Below are 18315 nucleotides of genomic sequence, written 5' to 3' on the forward strand. Positions count from 1 at the left end.
ACGCCCTCTGCTCCGCGGACCGGCAGCGGCCCCGTAGGCTGGGGGGATGGCGGAGAAGTCCTGGTCCCTCGGTCGCGCACTGCGCGGCATGTTCGTCAAGCCCACGATCGATGAGACGACGTGGGAAGACCTCGAGACCGCGTTGATCACGGCGGACTTCGGCCCCGACATCAGCGAGCGCGTCGTCGAGGAGTTGCGCGAGAAGGTCGAGCGCTACCGCACCACGGATCCGCAGGACCTGCGGCGCATGCTGCGCGAGACGCTCGAGGAGCACTTCGCCAAGTTCGACACCACCCTCAAGCTGACCGAGCGTCCGGCCGTCGTGCTCGTCGTCGGGGTCAACGGCGTCGGCAAGACCACCACGATCGGCAAGTTCACGAAGTTCCTCCGCGGCTTCCAGCGCAGCGTCGTGGTCGGTGCGGCCGACACGTTCCGCGCGGCGGCCGTCGACCAGCTGGCCACCTGGGCCCAGCGCGGAGGCGCGGCGATCGTGCGTCCGCAGCAGGAGGGCCAGGATCCGGCTTCCGTCGCCTTCCAGACCATCGAGTACGCCAAGCGCGAGGGCATCGAGATCGCGATCATCGACACGGCGGGACGCCTGCACACGAAGGGCGGGCTCATGGATGAGCTCGGCAAGATCCGCCGCGTCGTCGAGAAGCAGGCGCCGATCAGCGAGGTCCTTCTCGTGCTGGACGCGACCACGGGACAGAACGGAGTGCTGCAGGCGGAGTCCTTCCTCGAGCATGCCGGAGTCACCGGTCTCGTGATCACCAAGCTCGACGGCTCGGCCAAGGGTGGCTTCGTGCTGGCGGTGCAGGAGCGCACCGGCATCCCGGTGAAGCTGCTCGGCCAGGGCGAGGGCATCGACGATCTGACCGGCTTCACCCCCCACGTCTTCGTGCAGTCGCTCGTCGGCTGAGCACGGGACTACCGCCGCGACCTGGAGGCTGGTTTCATAGCGTTATGGCGATCGAACACGACTACTTCGGACTCCTCTCGTCGGGGCCCGACGGCTCGATCTTCTGGTCGGAGACCGTCGAGCTCGGTGACCAGAGCGTCACCGTGGATCTGACCGCGCCCGACCAGGACGACGTGTCCTCCGAAGCGCTCGACATCGCCGCCTCGCTGATCGCCGGTCTCGAGACCGTGGACGACACGGCGCGTCGCGGGATGCTCGCGGAGGTCGACGACCGCACCAGCGAGGTCACCGAGTACATCCTGCAGCAGCAGGAGGCCTACGGCGACGAGCTCGACGATGTCCTGGTGGACGTCTCCGGGGACGCGGCCGTGGACATCATCCGTTCCCTGCGCCTGATGAGCATGACCATCCTGGCGGACGAGCACGGCGGCTCCGAGCCCTTCGCGGTCATGGAGTACGCCCTGGACGCGACCACCACAGACGACGTCCTGCTCGTCAACCTCGGCTCCGACGGCGGCGTGCAGTCGGTGATGAGCGCCGACTGAGCGGTCAGACGGCCTGGGCGAAGCCCTGGTCCACGCTCTCGGCGATGTGCGCGAGGTGCGGCGGGATCTCACGACCCTTGGAGATCATGGACTGCGCCCACAGGCGTCCGGCGCGGTAGGACGAGCGCACCAGCGGGCCCGCGAGCACCCCGAGGAACCCGATGCGTTCGGCCTCTTCCTTGAACTCGACGAACTCGGTCGGCTTCACCCAGCGGGCCACCGGCAGGTGCCGCGGCGTCGGCCGCAGGTATTGGGTGATCGTGATGATGTCGCAGCCGGCGTCATGCAGATCCTGCAACGCCTGCACGACCTCCTCGGGCTCTTCTCCCATGCCGAGGATCAGATTCGACTTCGTGATCAGGCCGGCCGCGCGGCCCTGCGTCAGCACATCGAGCGACCGCTCGTACTGGAAAGCCGGGCGGATGCGCTTGAAGATGCGCGGCACGGTCTCGACGTTGTGTGCGAAGACCTCCGGGCGTGCCTCGAAGATCTGACCGAGGAAAGCCGGGTCGCCGTTGTGCTCGTTGGCGAGGAGCTCGACGCCGGTGTTCGGGTTGAGCTCGTGGATCCTGCGCACCGTCTCGGCATTGAGCCAGGCACCGGTGTCGGGAAGGTCGTCGCGCGCGACACTCGTGACCGTGGCGTAACGCAGACCCATCCGCTGCACGCTCTCGGCGACCCGTCGCGGCTCGTCCGTGTCGTAGTCGTCGGGCTTGCCGGTGTCGATCTGACAGAAGTCGCAGCGTCGGGTGCACTGCGAGCCGCCGATCAGGAAGGTGGCCTCCCGGTCTTCCCAGCACTCGAAGATGTTCGGGCACCCGGCCTCCTGGCACACCGTGTGCAGGTCCTCGCTCTTCACGAGCGAGTGCAGCGCGGTGTACTCCGGGCCCATCTTCGCCTTGGTCTTGATCCACTCGGGCTTGCGCTCGATGGGGGTCTCGGCGTTCCTGATCTCCAGACGCAGAAGCCTGCGTCCCTCGGGGGCGGCGGTCATGCGGGCACTCCTGTGTCGTGGGTCGCGTATTCGGCGGTGAAGGCGTCGACGAGGGACGCGACGATGTCGGTCGGCGAGACGGAGGCACCGACGACCTCGCTCACCGTGGTCACCCCGGCGTCGGTGATGCCGCAGGGGATGATGCCGCGGAAGCCCGCGAGCGAGTTGTCGCAGTTGATCGCGAAACCGTGCATCGTGACGCCCTGCTGCACGCGGACGCCGATCGCGGCGACCTTGTCCTCCGACAGGGGGCGTCGCACCCAGACACCGCTGCGACCTTCCACCTGGTAGCCGTCGACGCCGAGCGGGCGGAGCACCTCGATGAGGATCCGCTCCAGGCGCCGCACGTGCGCGACGACGTCCATGGGCTCGGGAAGCCGCACGATCGGGTATCCGACGAGTTGTCCTGGACCGTGCCAGGTGATCTTCCCGCCGCGATCGACATCGACCACAGGCGTCCCGTCGTGCGGGCGCTCCTGCGGCTCGGTGCGTTTGCCCGCGGTGTACACGGCCTCATGCTCGAGCAGGATCAGCGTGTTCGGACGCGTGGCGTCGACCACGTCGGCGTGGACGCGACGCTGCAGCTCCCACCCCTCGGTGTACGGCACGAAGTCGGGGGCGAACCCCGGTGTGAGGATGTCGAGCATGATCTTCTCTCGCCGTCGGTGTCCAGGTCAGGAGCCTAGATGGATCGAGTCCAACAATACTCCCGGTTGCCGACAGCGCAGGTCATGCACGCCGCGCGGTACCGTGATGTCATGAGTGTGACCGGCCGTGCAGGGCGCCCCAAGGCCTCGTCGCGCGAGACCCTGGCCGAAGCCGCCTGCGAACTGTTCCTGGAGCGGGGCTACGACGCGACGTCCGTCGCCGACATCACGCAGCGCGCCGGAGTCAGCCGCTCGAGCTTCTTCAACTACTTCGCATCGAAGAGCGATGTGCTCTGGTCCGGGGTCGATGAGCGCATCGAGAACGCGGTGGTCGCTCTCGAGCAGCAGGATGCGGGTGCCACAGGAGAGAGCGTGCGCGGCATCCTCGTGACCGTCGTGCGCGACTTCGCCCCCGATCCGCTGGCGTTGGCTCTGCGCAATGCGACGGCGATGGGGCTTCAGGACGAGCTGGTCAGGGACACCGGGCTCCGACAGGCACGCCTGGCCGCCGCGATCGCGCGCGCGGCCGTGGCGTCCGGGGTCGACGACGTGCGGGCCGACATCCTGGGTGCGGCTCATGCGGCAGCGGTGCTCACGTCTCTCCGCGTCTGGGCGGAGCAGGGCGCCGGGCGCGGGAGTCCCGAAGCCGTGCTCATCGACGCACTCGCGGCGATCCACCGGCTTCCCTGGGGTTCGTGAACCGGCACCCGGGGTGCGCCACCGGCACCGAGTGTCTCGCGTAGAATCGACAGCACCATGGCTACCTTTGGCACGCTCTCCGACCGGCTCACCGAGACCTTCCGCAATCTGCGCACGAAGGGAAAGCTCACCGCGGCCGACGTCGACGGAACCGTGCGCGAGATCCGCCGCGCACTCCTCGACGCCGACGTGGCCCTCATCGTCGTCAAGGAGTTCACGGCCAAGGTGCGTGAACGGGCTCTGGGCGACGAGGTCAACAAGGCCCTCAACCCGGCGCAGCAGGTCGTGCAGATCGTCAACGAGGAACTCGTGCAGATCCTCGGCGGTGAGCAGCGACGTCTCCGGTTCGCCAAAACCGCGCCCACCGTCATCATGCTCGCCGGTCTCCAGGGGTCGGGAAAGACCACGTTCGCCGGAAAGCTCGCGAAGCAGCTCGAGGGCGAGGGGCACACGCCGCTGCTCGTCGCCGCCGACCTGCAGCGTCCGAACGCCGTGAACCAGCTTCAGGTCGTCGCCCAGCAGGCCGGCGCCACCGTGTTCGCCCCGGAGCCGGGCAACGGCGTCGGTGACCCGGTCCGGGTCTCGCGTGATGGTGTCGAGCACGCTCGCCGCCACCAGCACGACGTGGTCATCATCGACACGGCCGGACGCCTGGGCGTCGACGCCGAGCTGATGAAGCAGGCCGCCGACATCCGCAAGGCGGTCGACCCCGACGAGGTGCTGTTCGTCATCGACGCGATGATCGGTCAGGACGCCGTGAACACCGCCAAGGCGTTCCAGGAGGGCGTCGACTTCACCGGGGTCGTCCTGTCGAAGCTCGACGGCGACGCCCGCGGTGGTGCCGCCCTCTCGGTCGCCTCGATCACGGGCCGTCCGATCATCTTCGCGTCCACCGGAGAGCGACTCGAGGATCTCGAGCCCTTCCACCCCGACCGCATGGCGAGCCGCATCCTCGACCTCGGCGACATCCTCACGCTCATCGAACAGGCCCAGCAGGCCTTCGATGAGGAGGAAGCCGTCAAGATGGCGGAGAAGATCGCCACCGAGCAGTTCACCCTCGAAGACTTCCTCGACCAGCTTCAGCAGATGAAGAAGATGGGGTCGATGAAGAAGATGCTGGGGATGCTCCCCGGCATGGGGCAGATGAAGCAGCAGCTCGAGGACTTCGACGAACGCGAGATCGACCGCACCGAAGCCATCATCCGTTCGATGACGCCGGGGGAGCGCCGCAACCCGAAGGTGCTCAACGGTTCCCGCCGGTTGCGCATCGCCCGCGGTTCCGGCGTCACCGTGACCGATGTCAACCAGCTCGTGCAGCGCTTTGAACAGGCCGCGAAGATGATGAAGACCGTCGCGCGCGGCGGCACCCCGAACATCCCCGGCATGGGACCCGTGCCCGGGATGGGTAGGCCCGGAGCCTCGTCGAAGAGGGGCAAGAAGGGGAAGACCTCGGGCGGCTCCCGTTCGGGCAACCCGGCGAAGCGTGCCGCGGAGAACGCCGGTATCGCTGCGACGTCGGCTCCGACCGGATCCGGCTTCGGTCTCGGGGGCGGCGCGAAGGCGGCACCGAGCGAGGATGAGCTGGCCGAGATCCAGAAGCTGTTCGGCAAGAGCTGAGCCGCTCAGCGCGGCGAGGCCGGCGCGGGTGCCGCGGAGGGTTCGACCGCGGGGACTGGCGTGGTTCCTCGGTGCGCGAAGATCTGCCCTGAGACCAGCGCGGCGAGCGTGATTGCGAAGCCGATCGCCTGGACCAGCGTGAACGCCTCACCGGCGACCAGTGTGCCGAGGGTGGTCGCGACAATCGGGGAGAGCAGCGCCAGAAGCCCCGGGGCGATCACCGGCAGCTGCTGGATGCCGCGGAACCAGAGCGTGTACGCGATGATTCCTCCGACGGTGCCCAGCCACACGTAGCCGAGGACGGCACCTCCGTCGATGGCCGACGGCACCCCCTCGACGAGAAGCGCGATCGGGAGCAGCAGAAGACCGCCGGCGGTGAGTTGCCAGCCCGCGTAGGCCACGGGGCCGACCATGCTCGGCCGCCCCCACCGCTTGGTCAGGATCATCCCGGCGCCGGTGGCGGAGACGCCCCCGAGCGCCGCCAGGATGCCCCAGAGGTCGAGCTCCGCGGCAGGACCGAGCACGACGAGGGCCACGCCACCGGCACCGGCCACCGCAACGGCGGCGGTGGTCGGACGGATCCGCTCCTGCAGCACGAGAGCGCCCATCGCGAGAACGATCAACGGCTGTGCGCCCGCCACGGCAGCGGCCACGCCTCCCGGGAGACGCTCCGCCGCGAGGAACAGCAGCGGGAAGAACGCTCCGATGTTGAGTGCTCCGAGGGCGAAGGCCTTGCCCCACCACAGGCCGTGCGGGAGTCGGCGACCGATCGACACCGCGAGCAGCCCGGCCGGAAGCGAGCGGAGCAGGGCCGCGAACAGCGGGTGACCGGCGGGCAGGAGCTCGGTGGTGACGAGATACGTCGTCCCCCACGCGATCGGTGCGAATGCCGTGAGAAGCACGATGGGCAGTCTGTTCATGCTCTCAGCCTCCCCGCGAGGACTCGATGAGTCCAACGCATGCTTGTCACGGCTTCCATGAACAGAGATCATATGAAGATGGACCTCCAGCAGCTGCGCTACGTCGTCGAGGTCGCGGCGGCATCGAGCTTCACCCGTGCTGCGGAGCGCTGCTTCGTCACGCAGTCCGCCCTCAGTCATCAGATCGCCGCACTCGAGCGTGAGCTCGGTCAGCGGCTGTTCGTGCGTACGAGTCGCAGCGTTCGTCTGACCGAGGCGGGGGAGGCGTTCGTGGTGCCGGCGCGCAACGCTCTGACGGCGGTCGAACAGGCCAGGGAGGACGCCGCGGCGACCGTGGGCGATGTCGTGGGAACCCTTCGGCTCGGGGTGATCCCCACGGTCACCTCCGTCGACGTCCCCGCGGTGCTCGTCGCCTACCGGTCTGCGCACCCCTCGACGAGGGTCGAGATGCAGGTCGGGAACAGCGATGCGCTGATGGCGGCCGTCCACCGCGGCGATCTGGATGTCGCGCTCGTCGGACTCCGTGAGGAAGTGCTTCCGACCGGTGTCGCCTCGCGAGTGCTCGCCTCCGACCGCCTGGTGGCCGTCGTCCCCTCCGCACACGCCCTGGCGAAGGCGCCATTCGTGGAAATCCACGACCTCGCGGGGACGACGTTCGTCGACTTCCCCGCCGGCACCTCGGGTCGCGCGCAGAGCGATGCGGCGTTCGCTGCCGCGCAGGTGGAGCGCGACGTCGCCTTCGAGGCCGACTCCGCCGAGCTCATCCTCGGGCTGGTCGCGGCGGGGCTCGCCGTCACGCTGCTCGCACCCGGTGTCGTGGCGCGCTCGAATGCGGAGGTGGCGACGGTGGCCGTCCGGCGAGGTCCTGTGCGGAACGAGTACGTCACGTGGGACGCAGCCGCGCCTCGGAGCGTCGCGCGGGCGTTCCTCGCCGTTCTGGCGGGTCGTTGACACCCCGTTCGACGGCCGGACACCGAGAAGCGGCCCCGGAGAGATCTCTCCGGGGCCGCTTCTCGGTCGGGTGCGACTACTTGACGTCCTCGTCGACCCAGTCCATCGACTTCGAGATGGCCTTGCGCCACAGACGCAGCTGGCGGTCGCGCTCGCCTGCCTCCATCGAGGGCTCCCAGCGGCGGTCTTCCTGCCAGTTCGCGGACAGGTCGTCGAGCCCGTTCCAGAAACCGACGGCGAGACCCGCGGCGTAGGCGGCGCCGAGCGCGGTGGTCTCCGCGACCACCGGCCGCACGACCGGCACACCGAGGACATCCGCCTGGAACTGCATGAGCGCGTCGTTGGCGACCATGCCGCCGTCGACCTTGAGCTCGGTCAGATCCACACCGGCGTCGGCGTTCACGGCGTCCAGCACGTCGCGGGTCTGGAAGGCGACTGCTTCCAGGGCGGCGCGAGCGATGTGGTTCTTGTTCGCGTAGCGGGTCAGACCCACGATCGCACCGCGGGCATCCGGCCGCCAGTAAGGCGCGAACAGGCCCGAGAACGCCGGGACGATGTACACGCCGCCGTTGTCCTCGACCTTCTCGGCGAGCTCCTCGACCTCGGGGGCGGAGGAGATGATGCCGAGCTGGTCGCGCAGCCACTGGATCAGCGATCCGGTGACGGCGATGGAGCCCTCCAGCGCATAGTGCGTCGGCTGGTCGCCGAGCTTGTAGCCGACCGTGGTCAGCAGCCCGTTCTTCGAGTGGACGATCTCCTCGCCCGTGTTGAAGATCAGGAAGCAGCCGGTGCCGTAGGTGTTCTTGCTCTCACCCTTCTGGAACGCGGCCTGGCCGAAGGTCGCGGCCTGCTGGTCGCCGAGGATGCCGGCGATCGGGGTCTCGCGCAGCAGCGAGGAGTCCTCCGCCGCCCCGTAGACCTCGGAGGACGAGCGGATCTCCGGCATCATCGAACGCGGCACCCCGAAGGCCTCGAGGATGTCGTCGCGCCACTCGAGCGTCTCCAGATCCATGAACATGGTGCGCGACGCGTTCGTGACGTCGGTCACGTGCACGCCGCCGTCGACGCCGCCCGTGAGGTTCCAGAGCACCCAGCTGTCCGTCGTGCCGAAGACCAGATCGCCGGCCTCCGCCTTCTCACGTGCGCCCTCGACGTTCTCGAGGATCCAGGCGATCTTGGTACCGGAGAAGTACGTCGCCAACGGCAGTCCGACGATCGGCTTGAAGCGCTCGACGCCGCCGTCGGCCGCGAGACGATCCACGATGCCCTGCGTGCGGGTGTCCTGCCAGACGATGGCGTTGTACGCCGGCTTTCCGGTGGTCTTGTCCCAGACGACCGCCGTCTCGCGCTGGTTGGTGATTCCCACCGCGGCGATGTCGTGGCGGGTCAGGTCGGCACGGCTGAGGGCCAGACCGATGACCTCCTGCACGTTGCGCCAGATCTCCGAGGCGTCGTGCTCGACCCAGCCCGCCTTCGGGAGGATCTGCTCGTGCTCCTTCTGGCCCGTCGCGATGATGCTGCCCTTCTTGTCGAAGATGATCGCGCGGCTGGAGGTGGTTCCCTGGTCGATGGCGAGGATGTAGTCAGCCATTGTGTTCTCCTTTGAATTCAGGTCGGATCAGGCGAGGTGCAGCAGGACAGGAGCTGCGACGGCAGCGAGTGCACCACCGATGAGGGGGCCGACCACGGGGACCCACGAGTAGGACCAGTCGCTGGCGCCCTTGCCCTTGATCGGGAGGATCGCGTGAGCGATGCGCGGTCCGAGGTCACGGGCCGGGTTGATCGCGTAGCCGGTCGGTCCACCGAGCGAGGCGCCGATGGCGACCACGAGCAGAGCGACGGGGAGCGCGGTGAGCGGTCCGAGGCCACCCGGGGTGCCGACCTCGATGTCGCCGTAGTCGGCGAAGGCGAGGATCACGAAGACCAGCACGAAGGTGCCGATGACTTCGGTGACGAGGTTCCAGCCGTAGGAGCGGATCGACGGACCGGTGGAGAAGACGCCGAGCTTGTTGGCGGCATCCGGCTCCTCGTCGAAGTGCTGCTTGTAGGCGAGCCACACCACGATGGCACCGAGGATGGCGCCGAGCAGTTCCGCACCGGTTGCGACCAGGAACATCGGGAACGTGATCGTCCCCGAGATGAGGAGACCGATTCCCACGGCGGGGTTCAGGATGGCGCCCGAGTAGGCGGAGACCAGGACACCGGCGAAGACCGCCAGACCCCAGCCCCAGTTGACCATCAGGAAGCCGCCGCCGAAGCCCTTGTTCTTGGCGAGCGCGACGTTGGCCACCACACCGCATCCGAGCAGGACGAGCATCGCTGTGCCCACCAACTCCGACAGGAAGTAGAGACCGAGATTGACATCAGCCATGTCTTCATTGACCTTTCTTGCGGGTCAGGGCCCCTCTGCCCTGACCACATGATGAGGGTGCGTCGCAAGGAGGGCGACGTCGGATCCCTCGTCAGCCGCGGGTGCGGGACGAGAGGTGCAGTCCATGCCGATCGTTCAGGAGTTCCCTGGTCTGGTCAAGCTCCGTGTCGTGGCGCGCCCGGTCCCAGCCCAGCAGCGGGGCGAGAGCGTCCGCGATCTCGTCGATGACCGCGCTGTCGGCGTGTCCGGTGAACGCGATGCTCGTGCGGCGCATGATGACGTCCTGCAGGCGCGTGACCATCTCGTTCTGCACCATCCACTCCAGCTCGCGGGTCGACAGGTCGCCACCGGCGATGGGAGCATCCGCGCCCTGCTCGATGTGCTCCCAGACCTGCGCAGCGCGCGTGCCGTAGCGGGTGAGCAGCTTCTCCGCGCGGTCGCCAGCGCCGGGCAGGTACTCCTGGATCCAGATGCGCTTGGCCTTCTCGGTGCGCGGGAAGTCGCGTCCGCCGCCGATGGCACGCCCGACCGTCGAGACCGTCCGGGTGCGACCGATGAGGCCGAGGACGATGTCGGAGAGCGACTCGCCCAGCGCGCGGAAGGTGGTCCACTTGCCGCCGACCAGGCTGACCAGCGGGACGGAACCCGAGTCGTCGACCTCGATGCGGTAGTCGCGGGACACGAAGCCGGGGGCGGTGTCCTCGTGACGGGGGAGCGGGCGGATGCCCGAGAAGCGGAATACGATCTGGTCGCGCGAGACGTCGATCTGCGGGAAGACGTGGTGGATCAGATCGAAGAAGTAGTCGACCTCTTCCTGGGTGCAGATCGCCGGGTCGCGCGGGTCGGCGTCGATGTCGGTGGTTCCGACGAGCACGCGGCCCTTGAGCGGGTAGATCAGCACGATGCGTCCGTCGGAGTGCTCGAAGAAGATCTCCCGGCCACGCGTGGCCGCAAGCAGCTCGGGGTGGTCCAGCACGATGTGCGAGCCCTTGGTCCCGCCCATGAAGCGGGTCTCGGTGCCGAGGGCGTCGTTGGTGAGGTCGGTCCACGGGCCCGAGGTGTTCACGACGACATCGGCCGCCACGGAGAACTCCGTGCCGCTCTCGCGGTCGCGCAGCAGGACGGTCTTGTCGTCTCGGCCGATCGCCTCCACGTAGTTCAGCGCACGCGCGCCCGGGTGTGCGGCGAGGCCGTCCTGCAGGACGTCGAGCGCGAGGCGCTCGGGGTCGTGCATCGACGCGTCGTAGTAGGTCGCGGTGTACTTGATCTTCGGGTCGATCGAGGGCAGTTCGGCCAGCGAGCGCTTGCGTCCGAGGAAGCGGTGACGCGGCACGGTGCCGCCGTCGCGGGAGAACGTGTCGTAGATCGTCAGCCCGACCTTGATCAGGAAAGCGCCGCGCTCCTGCGGCTTCCCGCTCTTGTGCGTGAGGAAGCGGAGCGGGGCGGAGAGGATTCCCGAGAACGTCGAGTAGATCGGAATGGTCGTCTGCAGCGGCTTCACATAGTGGGGAGCGATCTTGAGCAGTCCGTTGCGCTCTTCCACGGATTCCCGGACCAGGCGGAACTCGCCGTTCTCGAGGTAGCGGATGCCGCCGTGGATCATGTGGCTCGAGGCCGCGGATGCGCCGGAGGCGAAGTCCCCACGCTCGACCAGGGTGACGTCGACTCCCTGCAGAGCCAGATCACGGAACGTCGAGATGCCGTTGATCCCGCCGCCGATCAGAAGGACGCTCGTACGTCCGGATTCACGAAGCGCCTGCACTGCGGCGCGTTCGGGTGATGAGTGTGTCGACTCGATCATCCTCGACCTCTTTTCGTTGCTTGCCCTCAGCTTCGACCTGTCGAGGGTCGTGCGCAAGTCGACTGCACATATGTGCAAGGATCGATGCAGAGGAGGCCCCCATGGTCGGTTCAGACGCGCAATCCCGCGATTCGAGGCTGATCGCGGCGCTCACGGCTGCACAGCTCTACTACATGCAGGACAAGACCATGGAGGTCATCGCGCAGGAGCTGGGCACGTCCCGGTCCTCGGTGTCGCGGCTCCTGAGCTACGCACGGGAGAGCGGTCTGGTCGACATCCGGATCAATTCCCCGCTCGAGCGCCTCGGCATCCTCGAGCAACGCATCCGTGACCGACATCGAGTGGCCGCGCACGTGGTGCCGATGTCCGAGATCGTCAGCGAGGTGGAGCGCTTGGAACGCGTCGCCCTCACCGCCGGACGACTGCTGTCGCAGTTCGTGGACTCGAACATGATCATCGGTGTGGCCTGGGGGTCCACGATCAGCGCGGTGAGCCGGGGCCTCACGCAGAAGGAGACCCACAACACCACGTTCGTGCAGCTCAACGGTGCCGGCAACACGCAGACCAGCGGCGTCGAGTACTCGAGCGACATCCTGCAGCGTTTCGGCAGTGCGTTCGGGGCGCAGGTGCAGCAGTTCCCGGTGCCGGCGTTCTTCGACGACCCGGCCACCCGCGAGGCGATGTGGCGGGAGCGGAGCACCCGTCGCGTGCTCGATCTGCAGTCCAAGATGGACATCGCGGTCTTCAGCCTCGGCTCGCCCTCGGCCGAAGTACCCAGTCGGGTCTACGTCGGCGGGTACCTCGGGCGCGATGACTACCGGAGTCTGCGGGAGGACCACGCGATCGGTGACGTCGCGACGGTGTTCTTCCGTGCCGATGGCTCGTGGCGCGACATCCGCGTCAACGCACGCGCGACCGGGCCGGGGCTCGACCGCCTGCGCCGCGTCCCGCGACGGGTGTGCGTCGTCTCCGGCATCCCCAAGCTCGTGAGTCTGCGCGCGGCCATCGCGGCCGATCTCATCACGGACGTCGTCCTGGACGAGGGGCTCGCGCGGCAACTGCTCGACGACTGAGTGCGGGGATCGCTCCGCCGCGGGAGCGGACCGGTCAGAGGTCGGCGGTGGAGGACTCCGGGCCGGAGCGGAACTCGCGGATCAGGTGATGGACGACGGCGCGGAGGTCGCCGCCGGAGGCCTCCGCCACCGCCAACTGGCGCGCGTAGCTGGCGCCGGCGGAGAGCGTCGTGTGGATGCTGCCGAGTTCTCGGGCGCACCCGAGTTCCACGGCGATCGGCGCGAGTTCCTCGATGGTCTGGGCGAGGTGCTCCCGGACAGGGCGCTGCGTGCCCTCCGCATCCACGATCACCCGGGCATCCAGCCCGTACCGCGCGGCTCGCCATTTGTTCTCCCGATGGAACCAGGCGGGCATCTGGGGCAGGGCACGGCCCTCGTCGAACTCGCGGGAGAAATGCTCGACCAGCACCTGCACGAGCGCGGCGATCGCGGCGAGCTCGGGAAGAGTCGACACTCCGTCGCAGGCGCGGATCTCGATCGTTCCCCAGCGAGGCGCCGGACGGATGTCCCAGCGCACCTCCGAGGCGTCGGCCATCACCCCGGTGCGCACCATGTCGTCGAGGTACCCCTCGAACTGCGCCCAGTCCTGCAGAGGCCACGGCAGGCCCGCGGTCGGGAGCTGCTGGAACACGAGCGCGCGGTTGGACGCGTAGCCGGTGCGCTCTCCGGCCCAGAACGGGCTCGATGCCGCGATGCTCTGCAGGTGGGGGAGATAACCCGTCAGCGCGTTGATGATCGGGAAGACCTTGCGCGCGTCCTCCACACCGATATGGACGTGGATCCCCCAGATCATCATGTTGCGCCCCCACCACTGCGTGCGCTCGATGAGCGTGTGGTAGCGCGTCTTGTCGGTCACCTGCTGCTCGTACCACTGAGCGAAGGGGTGGCTGCCCGCCGACAGCAGTTCGATCCCGGCGGGGTCCGTCGCGGCGCGGACGGCGGCGATCGCCTGGGCGATGTCGTCCACGGCGTGGGAGACGGAGTCGCCGACGCCGCTCGTGACCTCGATCGTGTTGGTGAGGAGCTCGCCCGTCACGGTGTGCCGCTCGTGGGCACTCTCGTCCTCGAGTGCGGCGAGCAGTTCCGGTGCACGACCGACGAGGTCGCCGCTCACGGGGTCAGCGAGCATGATCTCCCACTCGAGACCGACGGTGGAGCGGGCGGACGGGGTGAAATCGAGCGACACGAGCACATTCTGACACGAGGGTCGGGGGAGCGAGCATCGGCCGTGTCGCCACGTTTCGCGCCGCGCGCCGGCATCTGGCAGAATAGAAGGTCGGACGACCTGCTCGACCCTCTATCCAGCAGTCGTCCTCCCTCAGAGCTTCCGCCGGGTGTGCACCCCACGCTCCAGGCGATCAGTTCCTTCCTTCACACAATTCAGGAGAATCGTGGCTGTAAAGATTCGTCTCAAGCGCCTGGGCAAGATCCGCGCGCCGTACTACCGCATCGTCGTCGCCGACTCGAAGACCAAGCGCGACGGTCGCGTGATCGAGGAGATCGGCAAGTACCACCCCACCGAGGAGCCCTCCTTCATCGAGGTCGACTCCGAGCGTGCGCAGTACTGGCTCTCCGTCGGCGCGCAGCCGACCGAGCAGGTCGCCGCCATCCTCAAGATCACGGGCGACTGGGGCAAGTTCAAGGGCGACAAGGACGCGGTGTCCACGCTCAAGGTCAAGGAGCCCAAGGCTCCCTTCGAGATCGACGCGTCCAAGAAGTCCGTCGTCAAGCCCAAGGCAGAGAAGAAGGAGACTCCCGCTGAGGAGGCTCCCGCCGCTCCGGCCGCTGCGGAGGCCGCTGAGGCTCCCGCCGCCGACGCGGAGTAATCCGTCGTGCTCGCCGCCGCGCTCGAACACATCGTCAAGGGGATCGTCGATCACCCGGAGGATGTCAGCATCAACGAATCCACGTCGCCGAGAGGCGATCTCCTCGAGGTGCGCGTGCACCCCGACGATCGTGGACGCGTGATCGGGCGCGGCGGCCGCACAGCGAAGGCTCTTCGCACCCTCGTCACCGCTCTGGCCGACGGACGCCGTGTGCGCGTCGATGTCGCGGACGACTGACGTGGTGCAGAAGGACAGCACCAGCAAGAACCAGCTGCGGGTCGGTCGCCTCGTGAAGGCCCACGGCCTGAAGGGTGCGCTCAAGCTGGAGCTCTACACCGACAACCCTGAGCGTCGCTTCTTCACCGGCGCCACCTTCACGCTCCAGGTGCCCGAGGCATCTCCCTGGCACGGCAAGAACGTCACCGTCCGCGAGTACCGGGTGATGAACGGCAATCCCGTCGTCTTCTTCGAGGACGTGGACGACCGTGAAGGCGCAGAAACCCTCGTGCGGGCGATCCTGTGGATCGACCAGGACAACGATGAAGTCGAGGAGAACGCGTGGTTCGATCACCAGCTGGTCGGGCTCGACGTCGTCCGTGACGACATCGTCGTCGGACGAGTCATGCGCGTCGACCACTTCCCGGCGCAGGATCTGCTGATCGTGAAGTCGGGCGAGCGCGAGATCATGGTGCCGTTCGTGCAGGCCATCGTCCCGAGTGTCGACGTCGTTGCCGGACGACTCATCGTCACGCCTCCCGCGGGGCTCTTCGAGGAGCTCCCGGATGCGGCGGATGCCGCGAGCGACGGTTCCGCCGACGCTGACGCGGACGCCGACGACGCCGAGTGACCGCTGGTAGCTTTCCCTCGTGCGCATCGATGTCGTCTCCATCTTCCCGTCCTACTTCGACGGGCTGACGCTCTCTCTCCTCGGGAAGGCGCAGAGCGCGGGCATCCTCGATCTGCGCGTGCGTGATCTGCGCGAGTGGACCACCGACCGACATCGGACCGTCGACGACACTCCCTACGGTGGGGGTGCCGGCATGGTCATGAAGCCCGAACCCTGGGGTCTTGCTCTGGATGAGGTCAGCGCGGGCTCGCGCCCGACGATCGTCTTCCCGTCTCCCGCGGGTGAGGTCTTCACTCAGGCGACAGCTCATGAGCTCTCCGAGCGGGAGCATCTCGTCTTCGGCTGCGGTCGGTACGAGGGCATCGATGAGCGCGTCTTCGACTACGCGGCCTCCATCGGCGAGGTGCGCCTGATCAGCCTCGGCGACTATGTGCTCAACGGGGGAGAAGTCGCCGCGATGGCGATGATCGAAGCCATCGCACGGTTGATCCCCGGCGTGGTCGGCAACCCCGAGAGCCTGGTCGAGGAGTCGCACGAGGACGGTCTGCTGGAGTACCCCTCCTACACGAAGCCGTCGGTGTGGCGCGATCATGCCGTACCCGAGGTGCTGCTCAGCGGGAACCACGCGCGGATCGCGGCCTGGCGGCGAGAGCAGCAGATCGAGCGCACCCGTCGTCGTCGGCCCGACCTGCTGCCTCCCGAGGATCACCCCTCCTAGTCGATCGTCTCGATGCCTGCGGCGACTGATCGTCCGGCACCGCTGATAGCGTCGATGCGTGGTGGATGAGGCATTGGCTCGCTCCTTCGAGAAGATCGGGGAGGAGTACGACAGGTATCGCCCGGGATTTCCCACGGGCGCCGCCGACGTGGTGCTGCCGACCCCGGTCCGAGTGGTGTTGGATCTCGGTGCGGGGACTGGCAAGTTCACCGAGCTTCTGCTCGGTCGCGCCGAGCGCGTCATGGCGGTCGAGCCGTCGGAGTCGATGCTCGCGATCCTGCGCCGGAAGCTGCCTGGTGTGCACGCCGCGGTCGGGACGGCGGAGAGCATCCCGCTGGACGACGGCGCGCTCGATGCCGTGACGGTCGCTCAGGCCTTCCACTGGTTCGACCGCGACCCGGCCTGCCGTGAGATCTCCCGCGTCCTCCGCACGGGTGGTGTCCTCGGTCTGCTGTGGAACCACTCCGACCCGGCCTGCGCCTGGGATCGGGCCTGTCACCGCATCGCGCACCCCGCCGTGGGGGAGACCGACGCCACGACCGCCACGGCCGATGAGCTTCCCGGCTTCGCGTTCGTCCGCCAGGAGGAGATCCGATGGCGAGAGAGGATCTCGCGCGAGCGCTATCTGCGCCGCTGGGCCACCGTCAGCAGCTTCCTCGTGGCCACGCCGACGCGGCGGGCCGAGATGGTCGCTTCGATCGAACGTGTCCTGGATGAGTCTCCCGAGACGCACGATCGTGCTGAGCTCGATCTGCCGCAGGTGACCGACGTCTTCGTGTACCAGCGCTGCTGAGGCAGCTCCGCCGCGGACGCAGAACGACGGGAGTGTCAGCGCGTCAGTCCACTCCGAGGAACGAGCGGTCGGTGAGGATGATCGGTCCCTCCGCCGTGATCGCCACGGTGTGCTCGGAGTGTGCGCCGCGCGACCCGTCGGCACTGCGCAGAGTCCAGCCGTCGGGATCGGTGATCAGCTCGTCCGTGGTCGCGAGGAACCACGGCTCCAACGCGAGTACGAGGCCGGCGCGAAGCGGGAATCCTCGACCCGCGCGTCCGTCGTTGGGTACGTGCGGATCGCCGTGCATGGTGCGTCCGACGCCATGCCCACCGAAGTCGGTGTTGATGGCGTAGCCCTGACCATGGGCGATCTCGGCGACGGAGGCCGAGATGTCGCCGATCTTGTTGCCGACGACGGCAGCGGCGATCGCGGCATCCAGAGCCCGCTGCGTCGTGTCGATGAGACGGAGGTCCTCGTCGCGGGCGGTCCCGACGACGAACGACACGGCCGAATCAGCCACCCATCCGTCGACGGATACGGCGAAGTCGAGCGAGACCAGGTCGCCGTCCCGGAGGGTGTAATCGTGGGGGAGGCCGTGCAGGACGGCATCGTTGACCGAGGTGCAGATCACCTTGCCGAAGGGGCTCGCGCCGAACGACGGGTGGTAGTCGATGTAGCACGACTCCGCGCCGGCCTTGCGGATCATCTCATGAGCGCGGCGGTCGATGGTCAGCAGATTGGTGCCGACGTTGGTGTCGTCCCGCAGGGTCGCCAGCGTCTCGGCCACGAAGCGCCCGGCGGCGCGCATCTCGTCGATCTCGGCGGGGGTGCGCAGTTCGATCATCGGGTGTCCTCTCGTCCTCTCCATTCTCCCCGATGCGCCGAGCGCTCCGTGTCGCGCGCTCACAGCGAACACCGGGACGACGCCGAGGATCGCGTCGTACGATCTGATCATGTGGCTCCGACAGGCGTTCTTCCGCTGGCTTCTTCCCGCGGCGTTCCTGCTGCCGCTGTGGCTGCTCGTCGGCTGGGGCGTGTTCCAGGGCGGCTGGGCGATCCTCTGGGTGCTGTTCATCGCGATCCCCTCCGTGCTCGTCGGGCAGCTGCTGCTGACGCTGCTGACGCGGTCGCGCCCTTCCGTGCGCGCCGAGCGCGCGGTGTCCTGGTGGGACGTCGGGGGCTTCACCCTGTGGCACGGCCTCACGATCGCCGTCGGATTCTTCATCGACGGCGCCTTCGGATGGCTGTTGACCGGCGCCATCGTGGCCGGCATCGCTCTCTTCTGGCTGCAGCTGTGGCAGCTGTGGAGCGAGGCGAAGGGGAGCGGCATACGTCTGCGCGAGACGATCGCATGGCAGACCATCCCCACCGCTGACGAGCAGGCTCCGCCCGCACGCCCGCACGAGGTCATCGTCCTGCGCGAGGTCGACCCCCGCGACTGACCCGGAGCGTTTTGGCGGGGGAGTCGGATCCATGGCAGAATGGGTCTTTGTGCCGTGACCGGTTCTGCCTCAGGGGAGCCCGCGGACGCATCAGCGCCGTACGGCACACACCCTTTCTTGTTCCTTCCATCATCATGCATCCGACCTGAGGCGAGTGCAGAGAGAGACGA

The 18315-nt window shown here is 68.0% G+C and carries 20 protein-coding genes; 12 read left to right on the forward strand and 8 right to left on the reverse strand.

What is annotated here, in order from left to right:
* Positions 1–46: 46 nt before the first annotated feature.
* Together ftsY and ACWA14_RS06820 are read left to right on the forward strand one after the other, a co-directional pair.
* A complete protein-coding gene (gene ftsY / locus ACWA14_RS06815; protein ID WP_463797051.1) occupies positions 47–919 on the forward strand; it encodes a signal recognition particle-docking protein FtsY in 873 nt (290 codons plus the stop codon).
* Positions 920–963: 44 nt separating this feature from the next.
* Positions 964–1464 (forward strand): DUF2004 domain-containing protein, encoded by a 501-nt coding sequence (locus ACWA14_RS06820; protein ID WP_463797053.1) that lies wholly within the window; start codon positions 964–966, stop codon positions 1462–1464.
* A gap of 4 nt (positions 1465–1468) precedes the next feature.
* Here the strand turns inward: ACWA14_RS06820 and lipA are convergent, their stop codons facing one another.
* Both lipA and lipB read right to left on the reverse strand, forming a co-directional pair.
* Complete coding sequence (lipA, locus tag ACWA14_RS06825; RefSeq protein WP_463797055.1) at positions 1469–2458, reverse strand: lipoyl synthase; 990 nt, start codon at positions 2456–2458, stop codon at positions 1469–1471.
* Positions 2455–3105, reverse strand: coding sequence for a lipoyl(octanoyl) transferase LipB (gene lipB / locus ACWA14_RS06830; RefSeq protein WP_463797057.1), 651 nt, complete (start codon positions 3103–3105; stop codon positions 2455–2457). The genes lipA and lipB overlap by 4 nt, the downstream gene beginning before the upstream one ends.
* 111 nt (positions 3106–3216) lie before the next feature.
* On the opposite strand from lipB, the gene ACWA14_RS06835 reads away from it, so the two are divergent.
* Positions 3217–3804, forward strand: coding sequence for a TetR/AcrR family transcriptional regulator (locus ACWA14_RS06835; protein WP_463797059.1), 588 nt, complete (start codon positions 3217–3219; stop codon positions 3802–3804).
* Between the two features lie 57 nt (positions 3805–3861).
* A complete protein-coding gene (gene ffh, locus ACWA14_RS06840) occupies positions 3862–5421 on the forward strand; it encodes a signal recognition particle protein (RefSeq protein WP_463797060.1) in 1560 nt (519 codons plus the stop codon).
* 5 nt (positions 5422–5426) lie between these two features.
* Here the strand turns inward: ffh and ACWA14_RS06845 are convergent, their stop codons facing one another.
* Positions 5427–6341 (reverse strand): EamA family transporter, encoded by a 915-nt coding sequence (locus tag ACWA14_RS06845; protein WP_463797063.1) that lies wholly within the window; start codon positions 6339–6341, stop codon positions 5427–5429.
* 78 nt (positions 6342–6419) lie between these two features.
* On the opposite strand from ACWA14_RS06845, the gene ACWA14_RS06850 reads away from it, so the two are divergent.
* Entirely contained in the window at positions 6420–7292 is an 873-nt protein-coding gene (locus ACWA14_RS06850) for a LysR family transcriptional regulator (protein WP_463797064.1), read from the forward strand.
* A gap of 76 nt (positions 7293–7368) precedes the next feature.
* Here the strand turns inward: ACWA14_RS06850 and glpK are convergent, their stop codons facing one another.
* The 3 genes from glpK to ACWA14_RS06865 all read right to left on the reverse strand — a co-directional run bounded on the left by glpK (position 7369) and on the right by ACWA14_RS06865 (position 11464).
* Positions 7369–8883: a glycerol kinase GlpK gene (gene glpK, locus ACWA14_RS06855; protein ID WP_463797066.1), complete on the reverse strand. Its 1515-nt coding sequence runs from the start codon at positions 8881–8883 to the stop codon at positions 7369–7371.
* Positions 8884–8910: 27 nt separating this feature from the next.
* Positions 8911–9663, reverse strand: coding sequence for an MIP/aquaporin family protein (locus tag ACWA14_RS06860; RefSeq protein WP_463797068.1), 753 nt, complete (start codon positions 9661–9663; stop codon positions 8911–8913).
* A gap of 91 nt (positions 9664–9754) precedes the next feature.
* Positions 9755–11464 carry a glycerol-3-phosphate dehydrogenase/oxidase gene (locus ACWA14_RS06865; protein WP_463797070.1) on the reverse strand — a complete coding sequence of 570 codons (1710 nt, stop codon included), beginning with the start codon at positions 11462–11464 and terminating at the stop codon, positions 9755–9757.
* A gap of 101 nt (positions 11465–11565) precedes the next feature.
* Between ACWA14_RS06865 and ACWA14_RS06870 the strand changes: the two genes are divergently transcribed.
* Positions 11566–12537, forward strand: coding sequence for a sugar-binding transcriptional regulator (locus ACWA14_RS06870; protein ID WP_463797072.1), 972 nt, complete (start codon positions 11566–11568; stop codon positions 12535–12537).
* A gap of 34 nt (positions 12538–12571) precedes the next feature.
* Here the strand turns inward: ACWA14_RS06870 and ACWA14_RS06875 are convergent, their stop codons facing one another.
* Positions 12572–13723 carry a glutamate--cysteine ligase gene (locus tag ACWA14_RS06875; protein WP_463797074.1) on the reverse strand — a complete coding sequence of 384 codons (1152 nt, stop codon included), beginning with the start codon at positions 13721–13723 and terminating at the stop codon, positions 12572–12574.
* Between the two features lie 205 nt (positions 13724–13928).
* Here ACWA14_RS06875 and rpsP point away from each other — a divergent pair, with 205 nt between their 5' ends.
* Genes rpsP through ACWA14_RS06900 form a run of 5 tightly spaced genes read left to right on the forward strand, consistent with a single transcriptional unit; the run spans position 13929 to position 16721 of the window.
* Positions 13929–14363: a 30S ribosomal protein S16 gene (rpsP, locus tag ACWA14_RS06880; RefSeq protein ID WP_463797075.1), complete on the forward strand. Its 435-nt coding sequence runs from the start codon at positions 13929–13931 to the stop codon at positions 14361–14363.
* Between the two features lie 6 nt (positions 14364–14369).
* Positions 14370–14600 (forward strand): RNA-binding protein, encoded by a 231-nt coding sequence (locus ACWA14_RS06885; protein ID WP_045280385.1) that lies wholly within the window; start codon positions 14370–14372, stop codon positions 14598–14600.
* Positions 14584–15210, forward strand: coding sequence for a ribosome maturation factor RimM (gene rimM, locus ACWA14_RS06890; RefSeq protein ID WP_463797077.1), 627 nt, complete (start codon positions 14584–14586; stop codon positions 15208–15210). The genes ACWA14_RS06885 and rimM overlap by 17 nt, the downstream gene beginning before the upstream one ends.
* 19 nt (positions 15211–15229) lie before the next feature.
* The gene (trmD, locus tag ACWA14_RS06895; RefSeq protein WP_463797078.1) at positions 15230–15928 is read left to right on the forward strand and encodes a tRNA (guanosine(37)-N1)-methyltransferase TrmD; all 699 of its coding nucleotides are present in this window, start codon (positions 15230–15232) and stop codon (positions 15926–15928) included.
* A gap of 58 nt (positions 15929–15986) precedes the next feature.
* A complete protein-coding gene (locus ACWA14_RS06900) occupies positions 15987–16721 on the forward strand; it encodes a class I SAM-dependent methyltransferase (protein ID WP_463797080.1) in 735 nt (244 codons plus the stop codon).
* A 43-nt stretch (positions 16722–16764) separates the two neighbouring features.
* On the opposite strand, the gene map is transcribed toward ACWA14_RS06900, so the two are convergent.
* Positions 16765–17547: a type I methionyl aminopeptidase gene (map, locus tag ACWA14_RS06905; RefSeq protein WP_463797082.1), complete on the reverse strand. Its 783-nt coding sequence runs from the start codon at positions 17545–17547 to the stop codon at positions 16765–16767.
* 109 nt (positions 17548–17656) lie between these two features.
* Here map and ACWA14_RS06910 point away from each other — a divergent pair, with 109 nt between their 5' ends.
* Positions 17657–18145, forward strand: coding sequence for an MFS transporter permease (locus ACWA14_RS06910; RefSeq protein WP_463797083.1), 489 nt, complete (start codon positions 17657–17659; stop codon positions 18143–18145).
* The last annotated feature ends 170 nt before the right edge of the window (positions 18146–18315 follow it).

Source organism: Microbacterium sp. TW_SC_2, assembly GCF_055361165.1.

Excerpts from the sequence above, each read along its gene's own strand:
- ACWA14_RS06845 (WP_463797063.1), bottom strand. The coding sequence starts at position 6,341 with ATGAACAGACTGCCCATCGTGCTTCTCACGGCATTCGCACCGATCGCG.
- map (WP_463797082.1), bottom strand. The coding sequence starts at position 17,547 with ATGATCGAACTGCGCACCCCCGCCGAGATCGACGAGATGCGCGCCGCC.
- ACWA14_RS06850 (WP_463797064.1), top strand. The coding sequence starts at position 6,420 with ATGGACCTCCAGCAGCTGCGCTACGTCGTCGAGGTCGCGGCGGCATCG.
- ACWA14_RS06865 (WP_463797070.1), bottom strand. The coding sequence starts at position 11,464 with ATGATCGAGTCGACACACTCATCACCCGAACGCGCCGCAGTGCAGGCG.
- ffh (WP_463797060.1), top strand. The coding sequence starts at position 3,862 with ATGGCTACCTTTGGCACGCTCTCCGACCGGCTCACCGAGACCTTCCGC.
- lipA (WP_463797055.1), bottom strand. The coding sequence starts at position 2,458 with ATGACCGCCGCCCCCGAGGGACGCAGGCTTCTGCGTCTGGAGATCAGG.
- ACWA14_RS06870 (WP_463797072.1), top strand. The coding sequence starts at position 11,566 with ATGGTCGGTTCAGACGCGCAATCCCGCGATTCGAGGCTGATCGCGGCG.
- ACWA14_RS06820 (WP_463797053.1), top strand. The coding sequence starts at position 964 with ATGGCGATCGAACACGACTACTTCGGACTCCTCTCGTCGGGGCCCGAC.
- ftsY (WP_463797051.1), top strand. The coding sequence starts at position 47 with ATGGCGGAGAAGTCCTGGTCCCTCGGTCGCGCACTGCGCGGCATGTTC.
- ACWA14_RS06910 (WP_463797083.1), top strand. The coding sequence starts at position 17,657 with ATGTGGCTCCGACAGGCGTTCTTCCGCTGGCTTCTTCCCGCGGCGTTC.
- ACWA14_RS06835 (WP_463797059.1), top strand. The coding sequence starts at position 3,217 with ATGAGTGTGACCGGCCGTGCAGGGCGCCCCAAGGCCTCGTCGCGCGAG.
- glpK (WP_463797066.1), bottom strand. The coding sequence starts at position 8,883 with ATGGCTGACTACATCCTCGCCATCGACCAGGGAACCACCTCCAGCCGC.
- lipB (WP_463797057.1), bottom strand. The coding sequence starts at position 3,105 with ATGCTCGACATCCTCACACCGGGGTTCGCCCCCGACTTCGTGCCGTAC.
- ACWA14_RS06860 (WP_463797068.1), bottom strand. The coding sequence starts at position 9,663 with ATGGCTGATGTCAATCTCGGTCTCTACTTCCTGTCGGAGTTGGTGGGC.
- rimM (WP_463797077.1), top strand. The coding sequence starts at position 14,584 with ATGTCGCGGACGACTGACGTGGTGCAGAAGGACAGCACCAGCAAGAAC.